This is a genomic window from Nonomuraea sp. NPDC050404, from assembly GCF_040655495.1.
In the GTDB taxonomy this organism is placed as follows: domain Bacteria; phylum Actinomycetota; class Actinomycetes; order Streptosporangiales; family Streptosporangiaceae; genus Nonomuraea.
Map to the genome: position 1 here is coordinate 256,410 of NZ_JBFAKB010000010.1, position 16,087 is coordinate 272,496.

Annotated in this window: 12 protein-coding genes; 2 read left to right on the forward strand and 10 right to left on the reverse strand. The window is 68.5% G+C overall.

What is annotated here, in order from left to right; translation table 11 throughout:
* The first annotated feature begins 72 nt into the window (after window positions 1–72).
* Window positions 73–543 carry a VOC family protein gene (locus AB0I81_RS28235; RefSeq protein ID WP_360662437.1) on the forward strand — a complete coding sequence of 157 codons (471 nt, stop codon included), beginning with the start codon at window positions 73–75 and terminating at the stop codon, window positions 541–543.
* Here the strand turns inward: AB0I81_RS28235 and AB0I81_RS28240 are convergent.
* From AB0I81_RS28240 to AB0I81_RS28280, 9 genes are all read right to left on the reverse strand, one after another.
* Window positions 533–1,642, reverse strand: a complete 1,110-nt coding sequence (locus AB0I81_RS28240) for an acetamidase/formamidase family protein (RefSeq protein ID WP_360662439.1) — start codon at window positions 1,640–1,642, stop codon at window positions 533–535. The two genes, AB0I81_RS28235 and AB0I81_RS28240, sit on opposite strands and share 11 nt — an antisense overlap.
* Window positions 1,643–1,705: 63 nt before the next feature.
* Entirely contained in the window at window positions 1,706–2,158 is a 453-nt protein-coding gene (locus tag AB0I81_RS28245) for a hypothetical protein (protein WP_360662442.1), read from the reverse strand.
* Between the two features lie 81 nt (window positions 2,159–2,239).
* Window positions 2,240–4,933: a cellulose binding domain-containing protein gene (locus AB0I81_RS28250; RefSeq protein WP_360662445.1), complete on the reverse strand. Its 2,694-nt coding sequence runs from the start codon at window positions 4,931–4,933 to the stop codon at window positions 2,240–2,242.
* 174 nt (window positions 4,934–5,107) lie between these two features.
* Complete coding sequence (locus tag AB0I81_RS28255; RefSeq protein WP_360662447.1) at window positions 5,108–5,596, reverse strand: hypothetical protein; 489 nt, start codon at window positions 5,594–5,596, stop codon at window positions 5,108–5,110.
* A gap of 61 nt (window positions 5,597–5,657) precedes the next feature.
* A complete protein-coding gene (locus AB0I81_RS28260) occupies window positions 5,658–8,537 on the reverse strand; it encodes a glycoside hydrolase family 3 C-terminal domain-containing protein (RefSeq protein ID WP_360662449.1) in 2,880 nt (959 codons plus the stop codon).
* A gap of 15 nt (window positions 8,538–8,552) precedes the next feature.
* Window positions 8,553–9,374: a carbohydrate ABC transporter permease gene (locus AB0I81_RS28265; protein WP_360662452.1), complete on the reverse strand. Its 822-nt coding sequence runs from the start codon at window positions 9,372–9,374 to the stop codon at window positions 8,553–8,555.
* Window positions 9,371–10,234: a sugar ABC transporter permease gene (locus AB0I81_RS28270; protein WP_360662455.1), complete on the reverse strand. Its 864-nt coding sequence runs from the start codon at window positions 10,232–10,234 to the stop codon at window positions 9,371–9,373. Before AB0I81_RS28270 ends, AB0I81_RS28265 begins: the two co-directional genes overlap by 4 nt.
* Complete coding sequence (locus AB0I81_RS28275; RefSeq protein ID WP_360662458.1) at window positions 10,235–11,539, reverse strand: extracellular solute-binding protein; 1,305 nt, start codon at window positions 11,537–11,539, stop codon at window positions 10,235–10,237.
* Window positions 11,540–11,989: 450 nt separating this feature from the next.
* On the reverse strand, window positions 11,990–14,275 hold the full coding sequence (locus AB0I81_RS28280) for a TIM-barrel domain-containing protein (protein WP_360662461.1): 2,286 nt from the start codon (window positions 14,273–14,275) through the stop codon (window positions 11,990–11,992).
* Between the two features lie 181 nt (window positions 14,276–14,456).
* On the opposite strand from AB0I81_RS28280, the gene AB0I81_RS28285 reads away from it, so the two are divergent.
* Window positions 14,457–14,639, forward strand: a complete 183-nt coding sequence (locus tag AB0I81_RS28285) for a hypothetical protein (RefSeq protein WP_360662464.1) — start codon at window positions 14,457–14,459, stop codon at window positions 14,637–14,639.
* A 4-nt stretch (window positions 14,640–14,643) separates the two neighbouring features.
* Here the strand turns inward: AB0I81_RS28285 and AB0I81_RS28290 are convergent, their stop codons facing one another.
* On the reverse strand, window positions 14,644–16,032 hold the full coding sequence (locus AB0I81_RS28290; RefSeq protein WP_360662467.1) for an NAD(P)H-quinone dehydrogenase: 1,389 nt from the start codon (window positions 16,030–16,032) through the stop codon (window positions 14,644–14,646).
* Window positions 16,033–16,087: the final 55 nt, after the last annotated feature.

Genomic DNA, 16,087 nt, shown 5'->3' on the forward strand with positions numbered 1-16,087 from the left:
ACGATACAACATGCTTTGATGACACTATTATCTTGTCATCGTGTCAAGTGCATATGCCCATAGCCTTGATCGATGAGCTCAGCGAACATCGGTATTCCGGCGGCTGCTCCGTACCACGTGGGCTTTGTCGTTCCCGACATCGAGTGGGCCATGCGGGACCTCACGCGAGCCGCGGGCACCGAGTGGAACCCCGTGCGCGAAGGCAGGCTCGGTGACTGGGACTACCGCATCGTGTTCTCGCGACACGGCCCGCTCTACACCGAGCTGATCGAGGCGCCCCAGGGCAGTCCGTGGGAGCCGGGGCCCGAGGCGCGTTGCGATCATCTCGGGTTCTGGGCGGACGGGATCGGGGCGTGCTCGCGGCGGCTCGTCGAGCAGGGGTACGCGCTGGACTTCGACGCCCGTCCGTACGGTCGCCCGTGGGCCTACCACCGCATGCCCGCCATCGGCCTGCGGATCGAGCTGGTCGACGTCTCGCTCCAGGAGGAGTTTCTGCGTGCCTGGGATCCCGGCGGTGCTCCCATGCCGTGTCTCAGTCCGTGAAGATGTCCTCCGGGAGGAAGGCCGAGACCAGGAAGCTGGGCACGTCCACGAGTTGGCTCAGCTTGAGGTCCACCGCGACGCTGCAGATTGTGTACGCCTGCTGCGCGCTCCACCCCCGCTCCCCCAGGTGGTCGATCATCTCCAGCAGGGCGTTGCGGGCGGCCAGTGTGGCGTTCTCGGCCGCGACCTCTCCGTCCCTGCTCACCGACATTCCGGTCGTGGCGTAGAAGCTGCGCGGGGCCGCGTACTGCGGGGCCACCCAGTAGTCCGAGCGGGCGAACCGGGGGCCTCTGATGCGCTTGGCCGCCGCCTCGCCGGGGTGGAGGGTGAAGCGGACCCGCAGGGTCGCGTTCATCTCGATCGCCGTGCCGCATGCCTCGCAGTCGCCCTGCGCGAAGTGGGCGTCGCCGGCCGAGAACAGTGCGCCCGGGGTGTCCACCGGCACGTACAGGTGGGTGCCCGCGCCGAGTTGCTTGATGTCCACGTTGCCGGCCTGTTCGCGGGGAGGGATCGTGCGCAGGCCGGTGGTGCCGGCCGTGGCGGGGACCGCGCCGCCGGGGGATGGTGGCAGGACGAAGCCGCCGCGTTCCAGGGCCGCCTGTTCCCGGGCCGCGATCCTGGCCAGCGAGGCGTGGCCGGGTGACAGGCCGATCGTGCCCATGAAGGGGGCCGCGGGGATGCGTACGCCCGGGAGGTCGTCGGAGACGGCCCAGCCGTCCGCGAGCCGCCAGCGGACGATGAACGGCTCGGGGAAGACGTCGCGCAGGAAACCGAAGCCGGGCACCTGGACGGTGTAGCCGTAGTCGTCCGGCACGACCTCCAGGATCTCGATCTCCAGCAGGTCGCCGGGCTGGGCGCCGTCCACATGGACGGGGCCGGTGAGCGGGTGGACGACGTCGAGGTCGGGGGCTTCGACGGTCTTGAGGGTGGCGTTCGGGCCCATCTGGCCGTCGAAGGCGTCCCTGGTCTGCAGGATCACCTCGTCGCCCGGCTCGCAGCGGACGATGGGCGGGATGTCCGGGTGCCAGCGGTTGTGGCCGGTGCCGGGTTCGTCGTGGAGAGGGAGGGTGGGGTTGACGCGAATCTCGTGTACGGCCATGGCAGCCGGCCTCCCGGGGTGAGGCGTGTGTGTGCGTCACGCTTCGCCCACCAGGGTCCCGTGTCAAGGCCGGAGCAGCTCGTAGGCGACATACGCCGTGATCCCGTACGCCAGGTGTGGAATGACGTCCGAGACCCATGACGAAGGCGGCCATTCGCGCGGGTTCGTGACCCCGAGGGCGGTCAGTGGGGCGTTGGAGCCGGTCATGGCGAGTGCCGTCAGCGCCGACACTCCCACGGGCCACGACGGGTGCCGGCCCGAAGACAGCAGGCCGTAGCAGAGGGCCGCGCCCGCGCCCGTGGCGTAGCCGAGGAGTGAGCCCAGCGCCTCCTTGCGGTGCTCCGCCTGCTCGCCCTCCCCGAGGCTCACGTCCGTCAGGCCGGTCAGTTTCTCCACGGCCTGCTGCGGGGTGCTGCTGGCGCCGCGTGCCCGGATGGCCATGTCGAGATATGTGGCTATGTTGAGGGCGCTGGTTCCTGCCGCGCCCGCGATCAGGCTCTTGACCAGTGTGTGCATGTACGGGCAGCTACCCGCAATCACCCGGGAGAGGCGCTGCCCGGAGCTCCCAGCCGCGGGCAGCGCGCTCCCCCAAGCCTCTTACGCCGGGGTGCAGGTGAGGGTGGCGGGTGGGGTGTTGGTGCCGGTGTAGCTGCCGTTGAAGCCGAACGACGTCGTGGCGCCGGCGGCCAGGTTGCCGTTGTAGCCGACGTTGACGGCGGTCACGTTCGTGCCGGTCTGTGTCTGGGTGGCGCTCCAGATTGTGGTGATCTTCTGGTCACCGGGCCAGGTCCAGGTCACCTTCCAGCCGGTGATCGAGGAGGTGCCGGAGTTCTTGACCGAGACCTCGGCCTGGAAGCCGCCGGGCCAGGAGTTGCCCGGCTTGTAGGTGGCCTGGCAACCGGTGCCCGCAGTGGGGGTCACGGTGGGGGTCACGGTGGGGGTGACCGTGGGGGTGACGGTCGGGGTCACGGTGGGGGTGACGGTCGGGGTCACGGTGGGGGTGACCGTGACGGGTGGGCCGGTGCGGTCGCCGTAGATGATGCCGCGGCCGTTGGTGCCCAGGTAGACGCGGCCGTACACGCGCGGGTCGCCGGTCAGCGCCTCGCCCATGTTCCCCCACTGGTGCTTGTCGTCGTTGATGCGCACCCAGGCCGAGCCGCCGTTGTCGGAGCGGTAGAGGCCGGTGATGCCGTCGATCGTGGCGACCGCGTAGACCGCCATGTAGTTGCCGCCCGGCGCCGCCTTGCCGAAGCCGACGTTCACGGACTTCGTGATCCCGGACAGCTTGGTGAAGGAGGCGCCGCTGTTGGTGGAACGCCACATGCCGCCCTCGCCCGCGACCCACAGGTCGCCCTCGACGCCGGGCACGGCCTTGAACTTGCCGGTGGCCGGCAGGCCGGTCGCCGCGGTGGCGGTGAAGGTGGCGCCGCCGTTCGTGCTGAGGTAGAGGCGGCCGCCGCTGAGGCCGTAGAACTTCTGCGGGTTGACCCGGTCCGACTCGACGATCGCGTCGGTGGGCAGGCCGGAGGCGGTCTGCCAGGAGTTGCCGTAGCCGACGGAGTAGACGGGGGTGACGCCCTTGGGGGCCCAGACGAAGCGGGAGCCGTCGGCCGCCGCGGCGACCGTGCCGCCCTCGTTGACGCCGCCGGGCTCGCTGCCCTGGAACCAGTTCGCGCCGCCGTCGGTGGAGAAGGCCACGTGGCTGTCGTTCGGGCGGTCGGCGTCGGTGAAGTTGCCCGCCCTGACCATGATGGACGGCGACTTCTCGGCGTAGTCGAGGCTGGTGGTGGAGGTGAAGTTGGGCTGGGTGAACATCATCGACGGTACGGCGTCCAGATTGGTGTGCCGGAAGCCGGCGATGTCACCCAGGCCGCTGACCAGGGGCGCGCCGCTGGGCGGGCTGATCAGGTCGAGAACGGCGGTCTCCTCCAGGCCCTTGGCCATCGGCCTGATCGTGAACTGGCTGCCCGCGTCCCATTGAGTCAGGTTCTCGGTGCCGTAGATCGTGGCGCCGGTGCCGTACATCATCCTGTTGGAGTCGAACGGGTCGATCTCCAGCGACTCGGTCATCCAGCCGAGCTTGGGGGTGACCTCGGGCGGCTGCGGGTTGGTGCCGAAGGTCAGCCACGGGTTCTCGCTCACGTTCATCGTGTAGCGGAAGCTGCGGTTGGGGTAGGAGGTGAAGTCCCACACGCGGGTCCAGGTCGCGCCGGAGTCGGTGGAGCGGAAGAAGATGACGTCCGGCCACCACGAGATCTGCGTGGCCACCATGATCGTGGACGGGTCCTGGCGGTCGATGGTCAGGCCGCTGTAGCCGAAGTAGTCGTCGGCGCTGGAGGACGGTACGGGGCTGATCTGGGTCCAGGTGCCGGTCGCGGTGGCGTAGCGCCACACGTCGCCCTTGGCCCCGTCGTACGGCCCGCCCGTGTCGCTGGTGGCCAGGTAGAGGTAGCCGTTGACGGTGTCCAGCACGCCCTTGTGCGCGATGTAGCCGGTGGGCTGCCCGGCCAGCCGCGACCAGGTGGCGCCGCCGTCGGTGGTGCGGTAGACCGTGTTCTCCTTGTCGGCGACGCCCACGTAGATGGTCTTGGTGGAGGTGCCGGCGGTGCCGGTGCGCTTGTCGTAGGTCACCCACACCACGCCGGGACGGTGGCTCAGGTAGCCGTTGGGGTCGCTGGGGTCCTGGGCGTAGTTGCCGGGGTTGGGGAAGCTCGCCACCTTCGACCAGGTAGCGCCGTAGTCGGTGCTGCGCCACAGGCCGTTGCCGTTGGGTGCGCCGAAGTAGAGGATGCGGTTGTCGTTCGGGTCGACCGACAGTGCCTCGCCCATACCGCGGCCCGGCATGTTGCCGCCCACCTTGAACGGCAGCGCCGTGACCTGCCAGGTGTCGCCCTTGTCCGTCGAGCGCAGGATGGCCCCGTTGTTGGGGTCCCAGGAGTTCGTGTACATGCCGACGGCCGCGTACACCCGATTGGTCTGCACGGGGTCGGTGGCCATGCTGAGCACGCCGTTGTAGCCCCACTTGTCCCAGCCCACCCAGTCGAGCAGGGGGGTCCAGGACTTGGTGGACTGGTTCCACCGGTACGCGCCGCCGATGTCGGTGCGGGCGTAGATGAGGTTGCGCTCGGTCTGGTTGAAGATGATGCCGGGGACGAATCCCCCGCCGTCGATCCGCACGTTCTTGTACGCGTACGGATCCGAGGCCACCGCCGATACCGGCGACATCCGCACGACCGCCGCCACCAGCAGGACGGCGGCGATCGTGAGCATGACGAATAATCTTCTTCGCATGCGCGGCTCTTCCTTTCCAGGCACGCCGGAAGGCGCCCCAAAGGCGTCAGAACACCGCCATGCACGAGCAGAATGCACCGACCCTGACCGTCGCCGCGCCTTCGCGCATGAGCTTTCACACAGAAGGCTCACACACGCCCGCGACAGTGGTCAATAGTTTGGACGCACAACGAATTAAGGCTGGTGGACTAGCTCCCGATCGGAGCGGGTGGCACCCAGGAAACCCGCAGCCCAGACGGCGATCGCTATGTACAGGACCTGCTCCGGGATGCGCTGCCAGAGGGGCGAGGCCAGCGTGAGGTCGGCCATGGCGGCGTACACGTTCGCCGGGAGCATGAGCACGAAGAGCAGCGCCAGGCAGAGCCCCGCGGCCCTGCGGGTGCGCTCCAGCACCAGCCCGACGGCTCCGGCCAACTCCAGCACGCCCGTCAGGTACACCACGAAGCCGGCGAACGGCACAAAGGGCGGAACCATCTCCACCATGTCCTCATAGTTCGGCATGAACGTCACATCGCCCGGCACGAAGTGGGCACTCGCGGTCATGACCAGCATGACCGCGAGCCCGTGAGCCGCACTCACCCGCCACGTGCCGAACCGGCGCACGCCGAACATTCCGAGCAGCCGGAACGCCAGGGTGGCGACCAGCAGAACGACCACAGTCATGAACACTCCATTGGATAGCTGCACTACCTAAGAACTAGATAACACAGCTATCCAGATAGAGTCAACGCGCCAGCCGGAAGTCCTTGATCCGCAGGTCGCCCTTGAAGACCAGGTAAAGGCTGCCGGTGCCCGCCTTGGCCGTCGCGTTCACGGTGGCGTACTGGTAGATCCCGCCGGTGGCGGGCACCTGCACGGTCGCGAGCAGCGCGCCGGTCGGGGAGCCGCGCCGCACCTCGAACGAGCCGCCGCCCACCGACGACACGGCGGCCGTCAGGCGGGAGCCCCAGGAGGCGCCGGTGAAGGACAGCCAGTCGCCCGCCGAGCCCTCGACGACCTCGCCGCCCGCCTTGCTCTCGTCGGCGAAGGCGACGCCCGAGTAGTCGTCGAAGTCCATCGCCCGGGTGGTCCCGGCCAGGTCGCGCACGGGGACCCGCTCGCCGGACACGCGCAGCGTCGTGCTCTGCCTGATCCGGTCGGAGGCCGCGCCGACGAGCACGTCGTGGGTGGCGCTCTCCACGACCCACTTGCTCCGGGTGTGGTCCCAGACGGCCAGGTCCGCCTTGCGAAGGGGGAAGCTCACCGTGCGCGACTCGCCCGGGTTCAGCGTGACCCGCTGGAAGCCGCGCAGCTGCTTGACCGGCTGCTCGAAGCGGGACTCGCGCTGGTGGGTGTAGAGCTGGACGACCTCGTCGCCCCTGACCTTGCCGGTGTTGGTGACCTTCACGCTCACCCGGTCACCCTGCACGCGCAGGCCCTGGTAGCCGAAGGTGGTGTAGCTCAGGCCGTGGCCGAAGGCGTAGAGCGGCTTGTCCTTGCCGTACAGGTACGTCATCCCGGTCTTGACCAGGTCGTAGTCCAGCAGGCTCGGCAGATCGTCACTGGCCGGCCAGGTCTGGGTGAGCCGGCCGCCCGGGTTGACCTGGCCGAACAGCACGTCGGCGATGGCGTGGCCGGTCTCCGCGCCCGCGTGCGTGGTCCACAGCAGCGTCGGCGCGTCCACGATGACCGGGTAGCTGGTCTCCAGGACCACCACCGTGCGGGGGTTGGCCTTGCGCACGGCCTCGATCAGCCGCTGCTGACCCGCCCCGAGCCGCAGGTTCTCGCGGTCGTGGAACTCGCGCCCGGCCACGAACGGGTGGCTGCCGACCACGACGACCGCGACCTCGGCCTTGGCGGCCTGCGCGGCTGCCTCGGCGACGCCGTCGGAGACGACCTCCTTGCCGAACTTGGCCGCCTGCGCCTTGGGCACCAGGCCGAGCGTGCCTTCGGCGGTGACGCCCACGTACGCGTCGGGCAGGGCGAACCAGCTCTCGACGGTCTCGTAACCGGCGTACCTCAGCAGATAGGCGCCGTCGGACTGCCGCTCCAGGGCGAACTGCTGGGAGACGTACCAGCCGTCGGGCTCGGCGTCGTCGGTGTCGAGCGAGCGCCAGTCGCCGCCCAGCAGCCTGCCGTTGCCCGCGTTGCGCAGCGTGGAGACGCCGCCGGTCCAGTCGGTCAGGTTCCACTGCGAGGCCGCGGTGGGCGCGGTGTCGGTGAGCGTCGCGTTGTCGTCGGCGCCGGTACCGGTGGCGGTGATGTACTTGCCGGAGTCCAGGTGCTTGAGCGCGATCCGCTCCAGCCCCTCACCGGTGGTGACGCCGGGCACCCGCTCCTTGATCCCGTCCAGCGGCGTCACCTGGTACGGCAGCTGCCCGGAGTACCAGTCCCGGTAGAGCTTGTCCGACAGCGGCCCGACCACGGCCGCCGACTTGGGCTTGGCCAGCGGCAACACGCCGGAGTTCCGCAGCAGCACCGCCGCCTTCCCGGCGGTGTCGCGGTTGAGCCGCTTGTTCGCCGCGCTGTTGATCACATCGGCGGTGATCTTCTTGTACGGCCCGCCGTCCGGGTCGAAGTGCCCCAGCCGGGTACGGATCGACAACACGCTGCGTACCGACTTGTCCACGTCCGCCACGGTGAGCCGGCCCTGGTCGAGCGCGGCCTTGAGGTTGGTGACCATCACGCTGATGTCGCTGTTGTCGATCGTGAAGCTGTCGAGCCCGGCCTCCAGCACGGCGGCGAACGCCTCGGGCTTGTTGTCGTAGTAGCGCTCCAGGTCGGTGAGCGCGTGCGGCCCCCACGCGTCGCTCGGGTTGTAGAGCGTCTTGTCGGTCCACGACCGCACGGCGTCGTTCAGGTCCGGGTTGACGTGGTTCGGCCGCCCGTTGACCAGGTTGTACGACGCCATCACCCCGGTCGCCGCGTCGGCCGAGATCGCCGACTTGAACGCCGGCTCGTAGTACTCGTGCTTGAGCTTGGGCGTCAGGTTGGAGGAGGTCAGGCTGCGGTTGGTCTCGTTGTTGTAGGCCAGGTAGTGCTTCAGCACGGGCGCGGTCTTCAGGTAGAACGGGTCCTCACCCTGCAACCCCTTGCCGTACGCCGTGGAGATGGCGCCGGTCAGCAGCGGGTCCTCGGAGTAGCCCTCCTCATTGCGGCCCGCGCGGGGATCGCGCAGCAGGTCCACCACGGGCGCCCACACCTGCAGCCCCCACAACACGGGGTCGGTGGCGTTGTAGCCGCGCGCCTCGTCGCCGACGGCCGAGCCGACCTTCTTGATCAGCTCCGGGTCCCAGGTGCTGGCCAGGCCCACGGCCTGCGGGAACACGGTGCCGCTCGCGAACTTCTGGTTCCAGTTGTCGTTGAGGTGGTTGGACCAGGCGACGCCGTGCAGGGCCTCGGTGCCGTTCTTGTGGTAGGCGATGCCCAGGCGCGGGATGGCCGGCTGCGACTGGTGCAGCAGGCCCAGCTTCTCATCCAGCGTGAGCCGGCCGAGCAGGTCGTTGACCCGCTGGTCCAGGGGCAGGGCCGGGTTCTGGAACGGATAGGTCTCGGCAGCCTGAGCGGGCGCGGCAAGCAGCGAGGCGCCCAGCAGAAGGGTGGCTAATAACGGGATTTTTCGCATCTTAGGAGGTCTCCATCACTTGATGGCGCCGACCGTCACACCTCGGGTCAGCGTGCGCTGGAAGATCAGGAAGAAGGCGACCGCCGGCACGATGCCGAGCAGGGCCGAGGCGCTGGACATGGTGGCGTCCATGTACCTCTGCCCCTGCAGCACACCGAGCGCGACGGGCACCGTCTGGGTGTCGTTCGAGATCAGGAAGATCAGCGGAAGGAAGAACTCGTTCCAGGTCCAGATGAAGAAGAAGATCAGCAACACGTTGAGCGTGGGCCGGCTGATCGGCACCACGATCCGCCAGAGCTGGCGCAGCCGCCCCGCCCCGTCGATCGCCGCCGCCTCCAGGATCTCCTTCGGGAACTGGCCCAGCACCGCGCTCAGCAGGTACGTGCCGAACGCCGCCTGGATCGCGGTCATCACGATGATCACCGCGAGCTGGGTGTCGTACAGGTCCACGGCCTTGGCCAGGTAGTACAGCGGATAGGCCAGCGCCTCCTGCGGCAGCGTGTTGGCCACCAGGAACAACACCAGGATCCACAACCGGCCCTTCACCCTGCCGATCCCCAGCGCGTACGCGTTGAGCACCGACAACACGACCGCCAGCACCGACACCGACGCGCTGATGAGCAGGCTGTTCCAGAGCTTGGTGCCGAACTGGACCCGGTTCCAGAAGTCGATGATCCCCTGGAGGTAGAGCCCGTCGGGCAGGCTCAGCGGCCCCTGCGAGCTGTACTCGGCCGGCGACTTGATCGCGTTCATCGCCACGATCAGGAACGGGAAGATCATCACCACGGCCAGCACGACGAGCGCGAACAACACCGCCCAGCGTCCCGGGCCCCTCATGACTCACGCTCCTGGACACGCAGGAAGAGGAACGTCACCACGACGATGATCAGCGCCAGCACCGTGGCGATCGCGGAGCCGTACCCGACGTTGCTCTTCTGGAAGAAGTTCAGATACGAGAAGTACGACGGCACCATGGTCGCGTTCCCGGGCCCTCCGCGGGTCAGCACGAAGATCGGCCCGAACACCTTCAGCGCGGCGATCGTGCACGTCAGCAGCACCACGAAGATCTCCGGCCGGATCTGCGGGATCGTGATGTGCCAGAACTTGCGCCACCACGAGGCCCCGTCGATCTCGGCGGCCTCGTAGTAGGACGGGTCCACGCGCTGCAACCCGGCCATGAAGATCACGACCGGGTAGCCGAGCTGGAACCAGACCATCACCCCCATGACCGTGGCCAGGGCCAGGTCGGGGTCGCCGAGCCAGTCGAGGTCCAGGCCGAAGATCTGGTTGACGGCGCCGTACGACGGGTGCAACATCCAGCCCCACACCACACCGGCCACCGCCACGGGCAGGACCTGCGGCAGGTAGTACATCGCGCGCAGCGCCGAGGCCGTACGGGTGCCGAAACGTTTGCCGATGTAGTCGAACAGAGCCGCCGCCAGCACCAGCCCGATCGCGGTCGGCACGACGGCCATGGCCACGATCAGGCCCACGTTGTGCTGGAAGGACTCCCAGAACCGCTCGTCCTCCAGCAGCCTGGTGTAGTTGTCGAAGCCGATCCACCTGGGCGTGCCCACCCCGGACCAGCGGGTGAAGCTCACGCCGACGTTCATCAGGAACGGCACGACGATGACGGCCAGGAACAACAGCAGGCTGGGGATCAGGTAGAGCCAGTATCCCCTCGTGCGAACTCTCATCTAGTTACCGATGTCTGCGAGGTTGTCCTCGTACGGCTTGGCGATCTCCTCCAGCACCTGGGCGGAGGTCTTGCTGCCGTTGATGAGCTCCTGGACCCCGGCCACCAGCACGTCGTAGTAGCCCGGCGCCGGCCAGTCGGGGTAGAAGGCCAGGCCGTCGGCGGCGGTGAGCTTGTTGAAGGACTCGATGAGCTCCTTGCTCTTGGCGTCGGTGATCGCGGCCGGGTCGGCCGCCACGGGTACGCCGCCGGAGTTGCCGAGCAGGTTCTGGATGTCCTTGCTCATCGTGATGTCGATGAAGTCGTAGGCCAGGTCCTTGTTCTCCGACTTCTCGGGCACGACCCAGAGGTTGCCGCTGGAACCGGGCGACATGGTGGCGCCGGGGAACAGGAAGTGGCCCCACTCGAAGTCCTTGATCTCGGAGGCGAAGCGGCCGTACCACCAGCTTCCGCTGATCAGCATGGGGAACTTGCCGTTCATGAACGCCACGCCCATGTCCTCGGCCTTGAGCCCCGAGGAGTTCTTGTCGATGTAGCCCTTCTTCACCCAGTCGGTGAAGGTGTCGGCGCCGTAGGTGAACTCGGGGCCCTTGAAGTCGACCTTGCCCTTGTAGGACTGGAACGCCTCCAGCCACGGCTTCTGCGCCTTGGTGAGCGCGAGCTGGTAGAAGATCTGCTGCGCCGGGTACTCGGCGCCGGCGTTCGCCAGGGGCGTCACGCCGGCCTTGACGAAGGTGTCCATCGCGGCCGTGAGCTCCTCGAACGTGGCCGGCACCTCGACCTTGTGCTTGTCGAACAGCTCCTTGTTGTAATAGACCATGACGAATTCGCCGTAGTTGGGGATGCCGAACCACTTGCCGGCGCCCATGACGCCCCGGTCGTCGTACTTGGCGGTGGTCTGCAGGCCGCCGGGCAGCAGCTTGTCCCAGCCCCGCTTGGTCGTCTCCTCGCTCAGGTCGGCGAGCAGCCCCTGCTTGGACAGCAGCCCGGCGGTGGCGTTGCCCTTGTTGTACTCCATGATGTCGGGCGCCTCATTGGAGTTCAGCACCATGCTGGCCGTCTTCTGGATCTGTTCGAAGCCCTTCTCCTCGAACTTGACGGTCACGTTCGGGTGCGACGCCTCGAACTTCTTGATCGCCTCGGCCCACGCCTTGCCCATGGCGCTGTCGGCCGTCTCGTAGTGCCACAACTTCAGCACGCGCGGCTCGGTGCCGCCCGGGCTGGGCTCTGCGCCTCCGCCGGAGCCGCAGGCCGACAGGGCGAGCGCGGCGGCGGCCAGCACCGCCGCGCCTCTCAACTTCACCATGATCCCTCCAGGGGGCTTTCAACCGCTCGACTTGTGCTACATGCGGTAGCGTTCTATGCACCAAGTGTTAGCAAGGGAAGGGCAAGGGGTGATGATGCGAGTCCTTCAGCTAAACCGGCACGCACTCGATCCCGCCCCCGGCCGAGCCCGCACCGTGAGCCACGCAATGCGGGGCGGCGATAGACAAGCCGCCCCTGTCGGCACGCACGCTCACCTGCGAGCTGTGATCGATCGTGATCGCAACACGATGCATGATCTTGCGTCCCTTGTTCAATGCGTCCCCGGGAGTGGCCCGGAGACGGAAAACGGACGTGGAGCCGACCGTAAGACCCCGCCCGGCGGGGCTGGTGGCCGTGAAGCGTCAACCCCGCACCGGGCGACCGGGCAAGACGGGGACCTTCATTCAGCAATGAGTGAATCACTGAGAATCACCGAGTCCAGTGAACGGTGTTACAGAATGACGGCCCGCGTGGGAGCTCCGGTCACCGGGGCGATCTCGACTCCGGTGACGCGCTTCGGGCCGGTGACGGCGACGCGCAGTTCCGCGCCGTCCCTGGTGGCGACGGCGATCGTGACGCCGTCCGCATCGTGGATTTCCGCTGTCCCGTCGCCGCCCCCGAAGGCGACGAGAGTGATCTCGGCCGGTACGTCCACCGTGTCGTGTTGCCGCGCGACGGGGATGAGCGCGCCGTGCCGTACGAAGAGGGGGATCTGGTCGAGCGGCTTGGCGACCGTGACGTAACGGGAGCCTTCGAGCACTTCGGCCGTCCAGTAGTCCACCCAGCGGCCGCGCGGCAGGTACACCTGCCGGGTGCCCTCGGGCGCGGTCATGGGGGCCACGAGCAGGTCGCGGCCGAGCAGGTACTGCAGGTCGGCCTGCCAGGCCACCGGGTCGTCGGGGAAGTCCACGCACATGGCGCGCATCATCGGCGCGCCGGTGCGCGCGGCCTCCACGGCCGCCGAGTAGATGTAGGGCATCAGCCGGTAGCGCAGCTTGAGCGCCGCCACGGCCTGCTCCTCGACCTCGGGGAACTCCCACGGCTCGCGGGTGGTGGTGCCGTGCAGGCGCAGCAGCGGGGACAGCGCGCCGAACTGGGTCCAGCGCACGTACAGGTCGTCGGACGGGCGTCCGGTGAAGCCGCCGGCGTCGTGGCTCCAGAACGGCACCCCCGACAGGCCGTGCGCGAGCCCGCCCCTGATCGTGCTGCCCATGGCCGGGTAGCTGGTGTAGGTGTCGCCGCCCCACTGGGCGCTGTGGCGCTGTCCTCCCAGGTACGACGAGCGCGCCCAGACCAGGTTGTGCCCGTGCGCCTCGCGGGTGACCTCGGCCACGGCGTCGTTGAACAGCAGGGTGTAGACGTTGTGCAGGTCGGCGCCGGACATGCCGTTGCAGGCCACGGCGTCGGCGGGCACGCCCTCGGCGAAGTCGGTCTTGAAGACGGCCACGCCCTGCCGCAGCAGCGGGCGCAGCAGCCCCTTGAACCACTCGACGGCCGCCGGGTTGGTGAAGTCGACGATCCCGCAGGCCGGGAACGACCCGTGCCAGCAGTCGGCGACGTACACCTGCCCCGCCTGATTTTTCAGGAAATATCCGGCTTCGGAGGCTTCGCGGAAGGTCGGGCTAAGGTGGGAAATATACGGATTCATCCACAGGCAGACCTTGAAGCCCATCCCCGCCAGCTCGGCCAGCATGGCGTCCGGATCGGGGAAGTTGGCGGGGTCCCAGCGCATCTCCGACCAGTGCCCGTCGGCCTGCCAGTAGGTGTCCAGGTGCAGCACGTCGCACGGGATGCCGCGCTCCCTGATCGTGCGCGCCCTGGCCAGCACCCGCTCCTGGTTGTCCACGCAGAACCCGGAGGAGATCCACGTGCCGAACGCCCACTTGGGCGGCAGCGAGGGGCGGCAGGTCAGCAGGTCGTAACGGTCCAGGACCTCCGACGGCGTCGGCCCGGCGATCACGTAGTAGTCCATCACGTCGTCGGGCACCACGATCTGCACGACGCTGTGCGTGGACTGGCACACGTCGAACTCCGTGGGCGCGCCGCTGTCGACCAGCACGCCGTAACCCCTGCTCGACAGGTACAGCGGAACGTTCTTGTAGGCGCGCTGCGACTCGGCCCCGAAGGCGTCGAAGTTCCACATGACCGGCCGCTGGCCGCGCTTGTCCAGCCGGGTGAAGGACTCGCCGAAGCCGGAGAACGCCTCGTCGGGGGCGGCGGTGAAGCTCTCGTGATAGGCCACGGGCGTACCGCCCGCGCTTGAACGGCCGAACGGCAGCGTACGCAGCCGGCCGCTGATGTCGGTGTGCCCCCGGTCCTGCTCGACCAGCGTCGTCCCTGCGGGATCGGTGAAACGCAGGTGCCACGGCGCAAGAGCGATCTCGGCCCGCAACGAGCCCGCGTCGATCACGATCGTCCCGTCGGTCCCGACCTCGGCCCGCGCCCCCTGGTACGCCCGGGGCGACACCAGCGAGATGGCCCCCTCCGAACGCGGCCTGGCCGTCGCGTCCTCCGACAGCCGGACCCTGATCACGCCCTCGCCGGCCACGCCCACCTGCACGACGAGCGTCTCCTCCGCCGAGGTGACCGCCTTCAGCATCACCTCGGCGGCATCGGCCGCGACCAGCTCGGCGGAGGTGATCGCCGACAGACCACCCTCACCGGGTACGCGCACCGGCAGTTCGGGCGGGTCGGCGACGAAGTACTCGTGCGCGACCAGCGGCGGGCGATAGGGCATGGAAGCTCCTTATGGACGGCCGGGGCAACTCGTGACTTAGTTTGGTGTCCATACCAACAAAGGTCAACCGTTGAACCGCCAAGCCGCATGGGAGCGGAACCGGCCTCCCGCCGGTGTGGGTTGTGAGAGAGTCGCCGTCATGACAGACCGAGGCCCGCGAAGGCGAGCGGCCATTGACCGCATGCGTGAGATGGTCGCCACCGGAGAGATCGACTTCTCCGTGATCGAAAAGGGCTGCGATGCGGGTGTGGCCGGCGCATGCCGAACAGAAGCCGCTTCAGAACGCGGCTTCCATCTCCCGCCGACGGGGCAGCCGTCCGCCGGACCGGCTGAGAAGCTAAGGCCGACCCGCCGGATCGGCTGAGGAGCTAGATCGACACCCCGGGCTGCATGAGACGGCGGGCGGCCTCGGTGATCGAGCCCGAAAGGGACGGGTAGACCGCGAAGGTGTGGGCGAGCTGGTCTACGGTCAGTCGTTGCTGTACCGCCACCGACACGGCCAGGATGAGTTCGGAGGAGCGGGGGGCCACCACGACGCCGCCCAGGACGATGCCGGTGTGCGGGCGGCAGAACAGTTTCACGAAGCCGTCGTTGAAGCCCTGCATCTTGGCCCGCGCGTTGGTGGCCAGCGGCAGTTTGACCACGTTGGCCTCGATCTCGCCCGCCTCGATGGCGCGCTGGGCCACGCCCACCGCCGCGATCTCGGGGTCGGTGAAGATGTTGGAGGCCACGGTGGCCAGCCGCAGCGGCTGTACGGCCTCGCCCAGGGCGTGCCACACCGCGATCCGGCCCTGCATGGCGGCCACGGAGGCCAGCATCAGCACGCCCGTGCAGTCGCCGGCCGCGTACACGCCGGGCGCCGACGTACGGGAGACCTTGTCGACCTTGACGAACCCGCCACGGTCGAGCTGGACGCCGGCCTCCTCCAGGCCGATGCCGGAGGTGTTGGGGATCATGCCCACGGTCATCAGCGCGTGCGAGCCCTCGGCCGTGCGGCCGTCCTCCAGCGTGACGACCACCCCGTCGGGCGTGCGCTTGACGGAGGCGGCCCTGGAGCGGCCCATGACGTTCATCCCGCGCCGCCGGTAGACCTCTTCCAGCACCTCGGCGCCGTCGGCGTCCTCGTTGGGCATCATCCGGTCGCGGCTGGAGACCAGCGTGACCTCCGAACCGAGCGAGCGGTAGGCCCCGGCGAACTCCGCCCCCGTCACCCCCGAACCCACCACGATCAGATGCTCGGGCAGTTCCTCAAGGTCGTAAAGCTGGCGCCAGGTGAGAATGCGCTCCCCGTCGGGCTCGGCGCCCGGCAACACGCGCGGCGTCGCCCCGGTGGCCACCAGCACCACGTCGGCCTGGAGCATACGGTCTCCTGCCCTGACCACCTGCGGATCCACCAGCCGCCCGCGCGCCTTGATGATCTCCACGCCCTCGGCCTCGACCCGCGTCGCGATGTCGGCGGACTGCGCCTGCGCCAGCTCCTTGACCCGCTTGTTGACCAGCGGCAGGTCCACTCCGACCACACCGGCGTCACCGTCGGGCCCGCCGGTGAACGACACGCCCAGCGAGGGGGCGTCGAGCAGGGCCTGCTTACGTACGGAGGTCGCGATCAGCGTCTTGGAGGGCACGCAGTCGGTCAGCACGCAGGCTCCGCCTGGGCCGTCCTGTTCGACCATCGTGACTTGCGCGCCTAGCTGGGCGGCCACCAGCGCCGCCTCGTAGCCGCCTGGTCCGCCACCGATGATCACGATCCTCGTCACATGTCCCATTGTCCCGCACCGCCCGGACGAAGTGACAACGGGGCCGTCGGCCGTA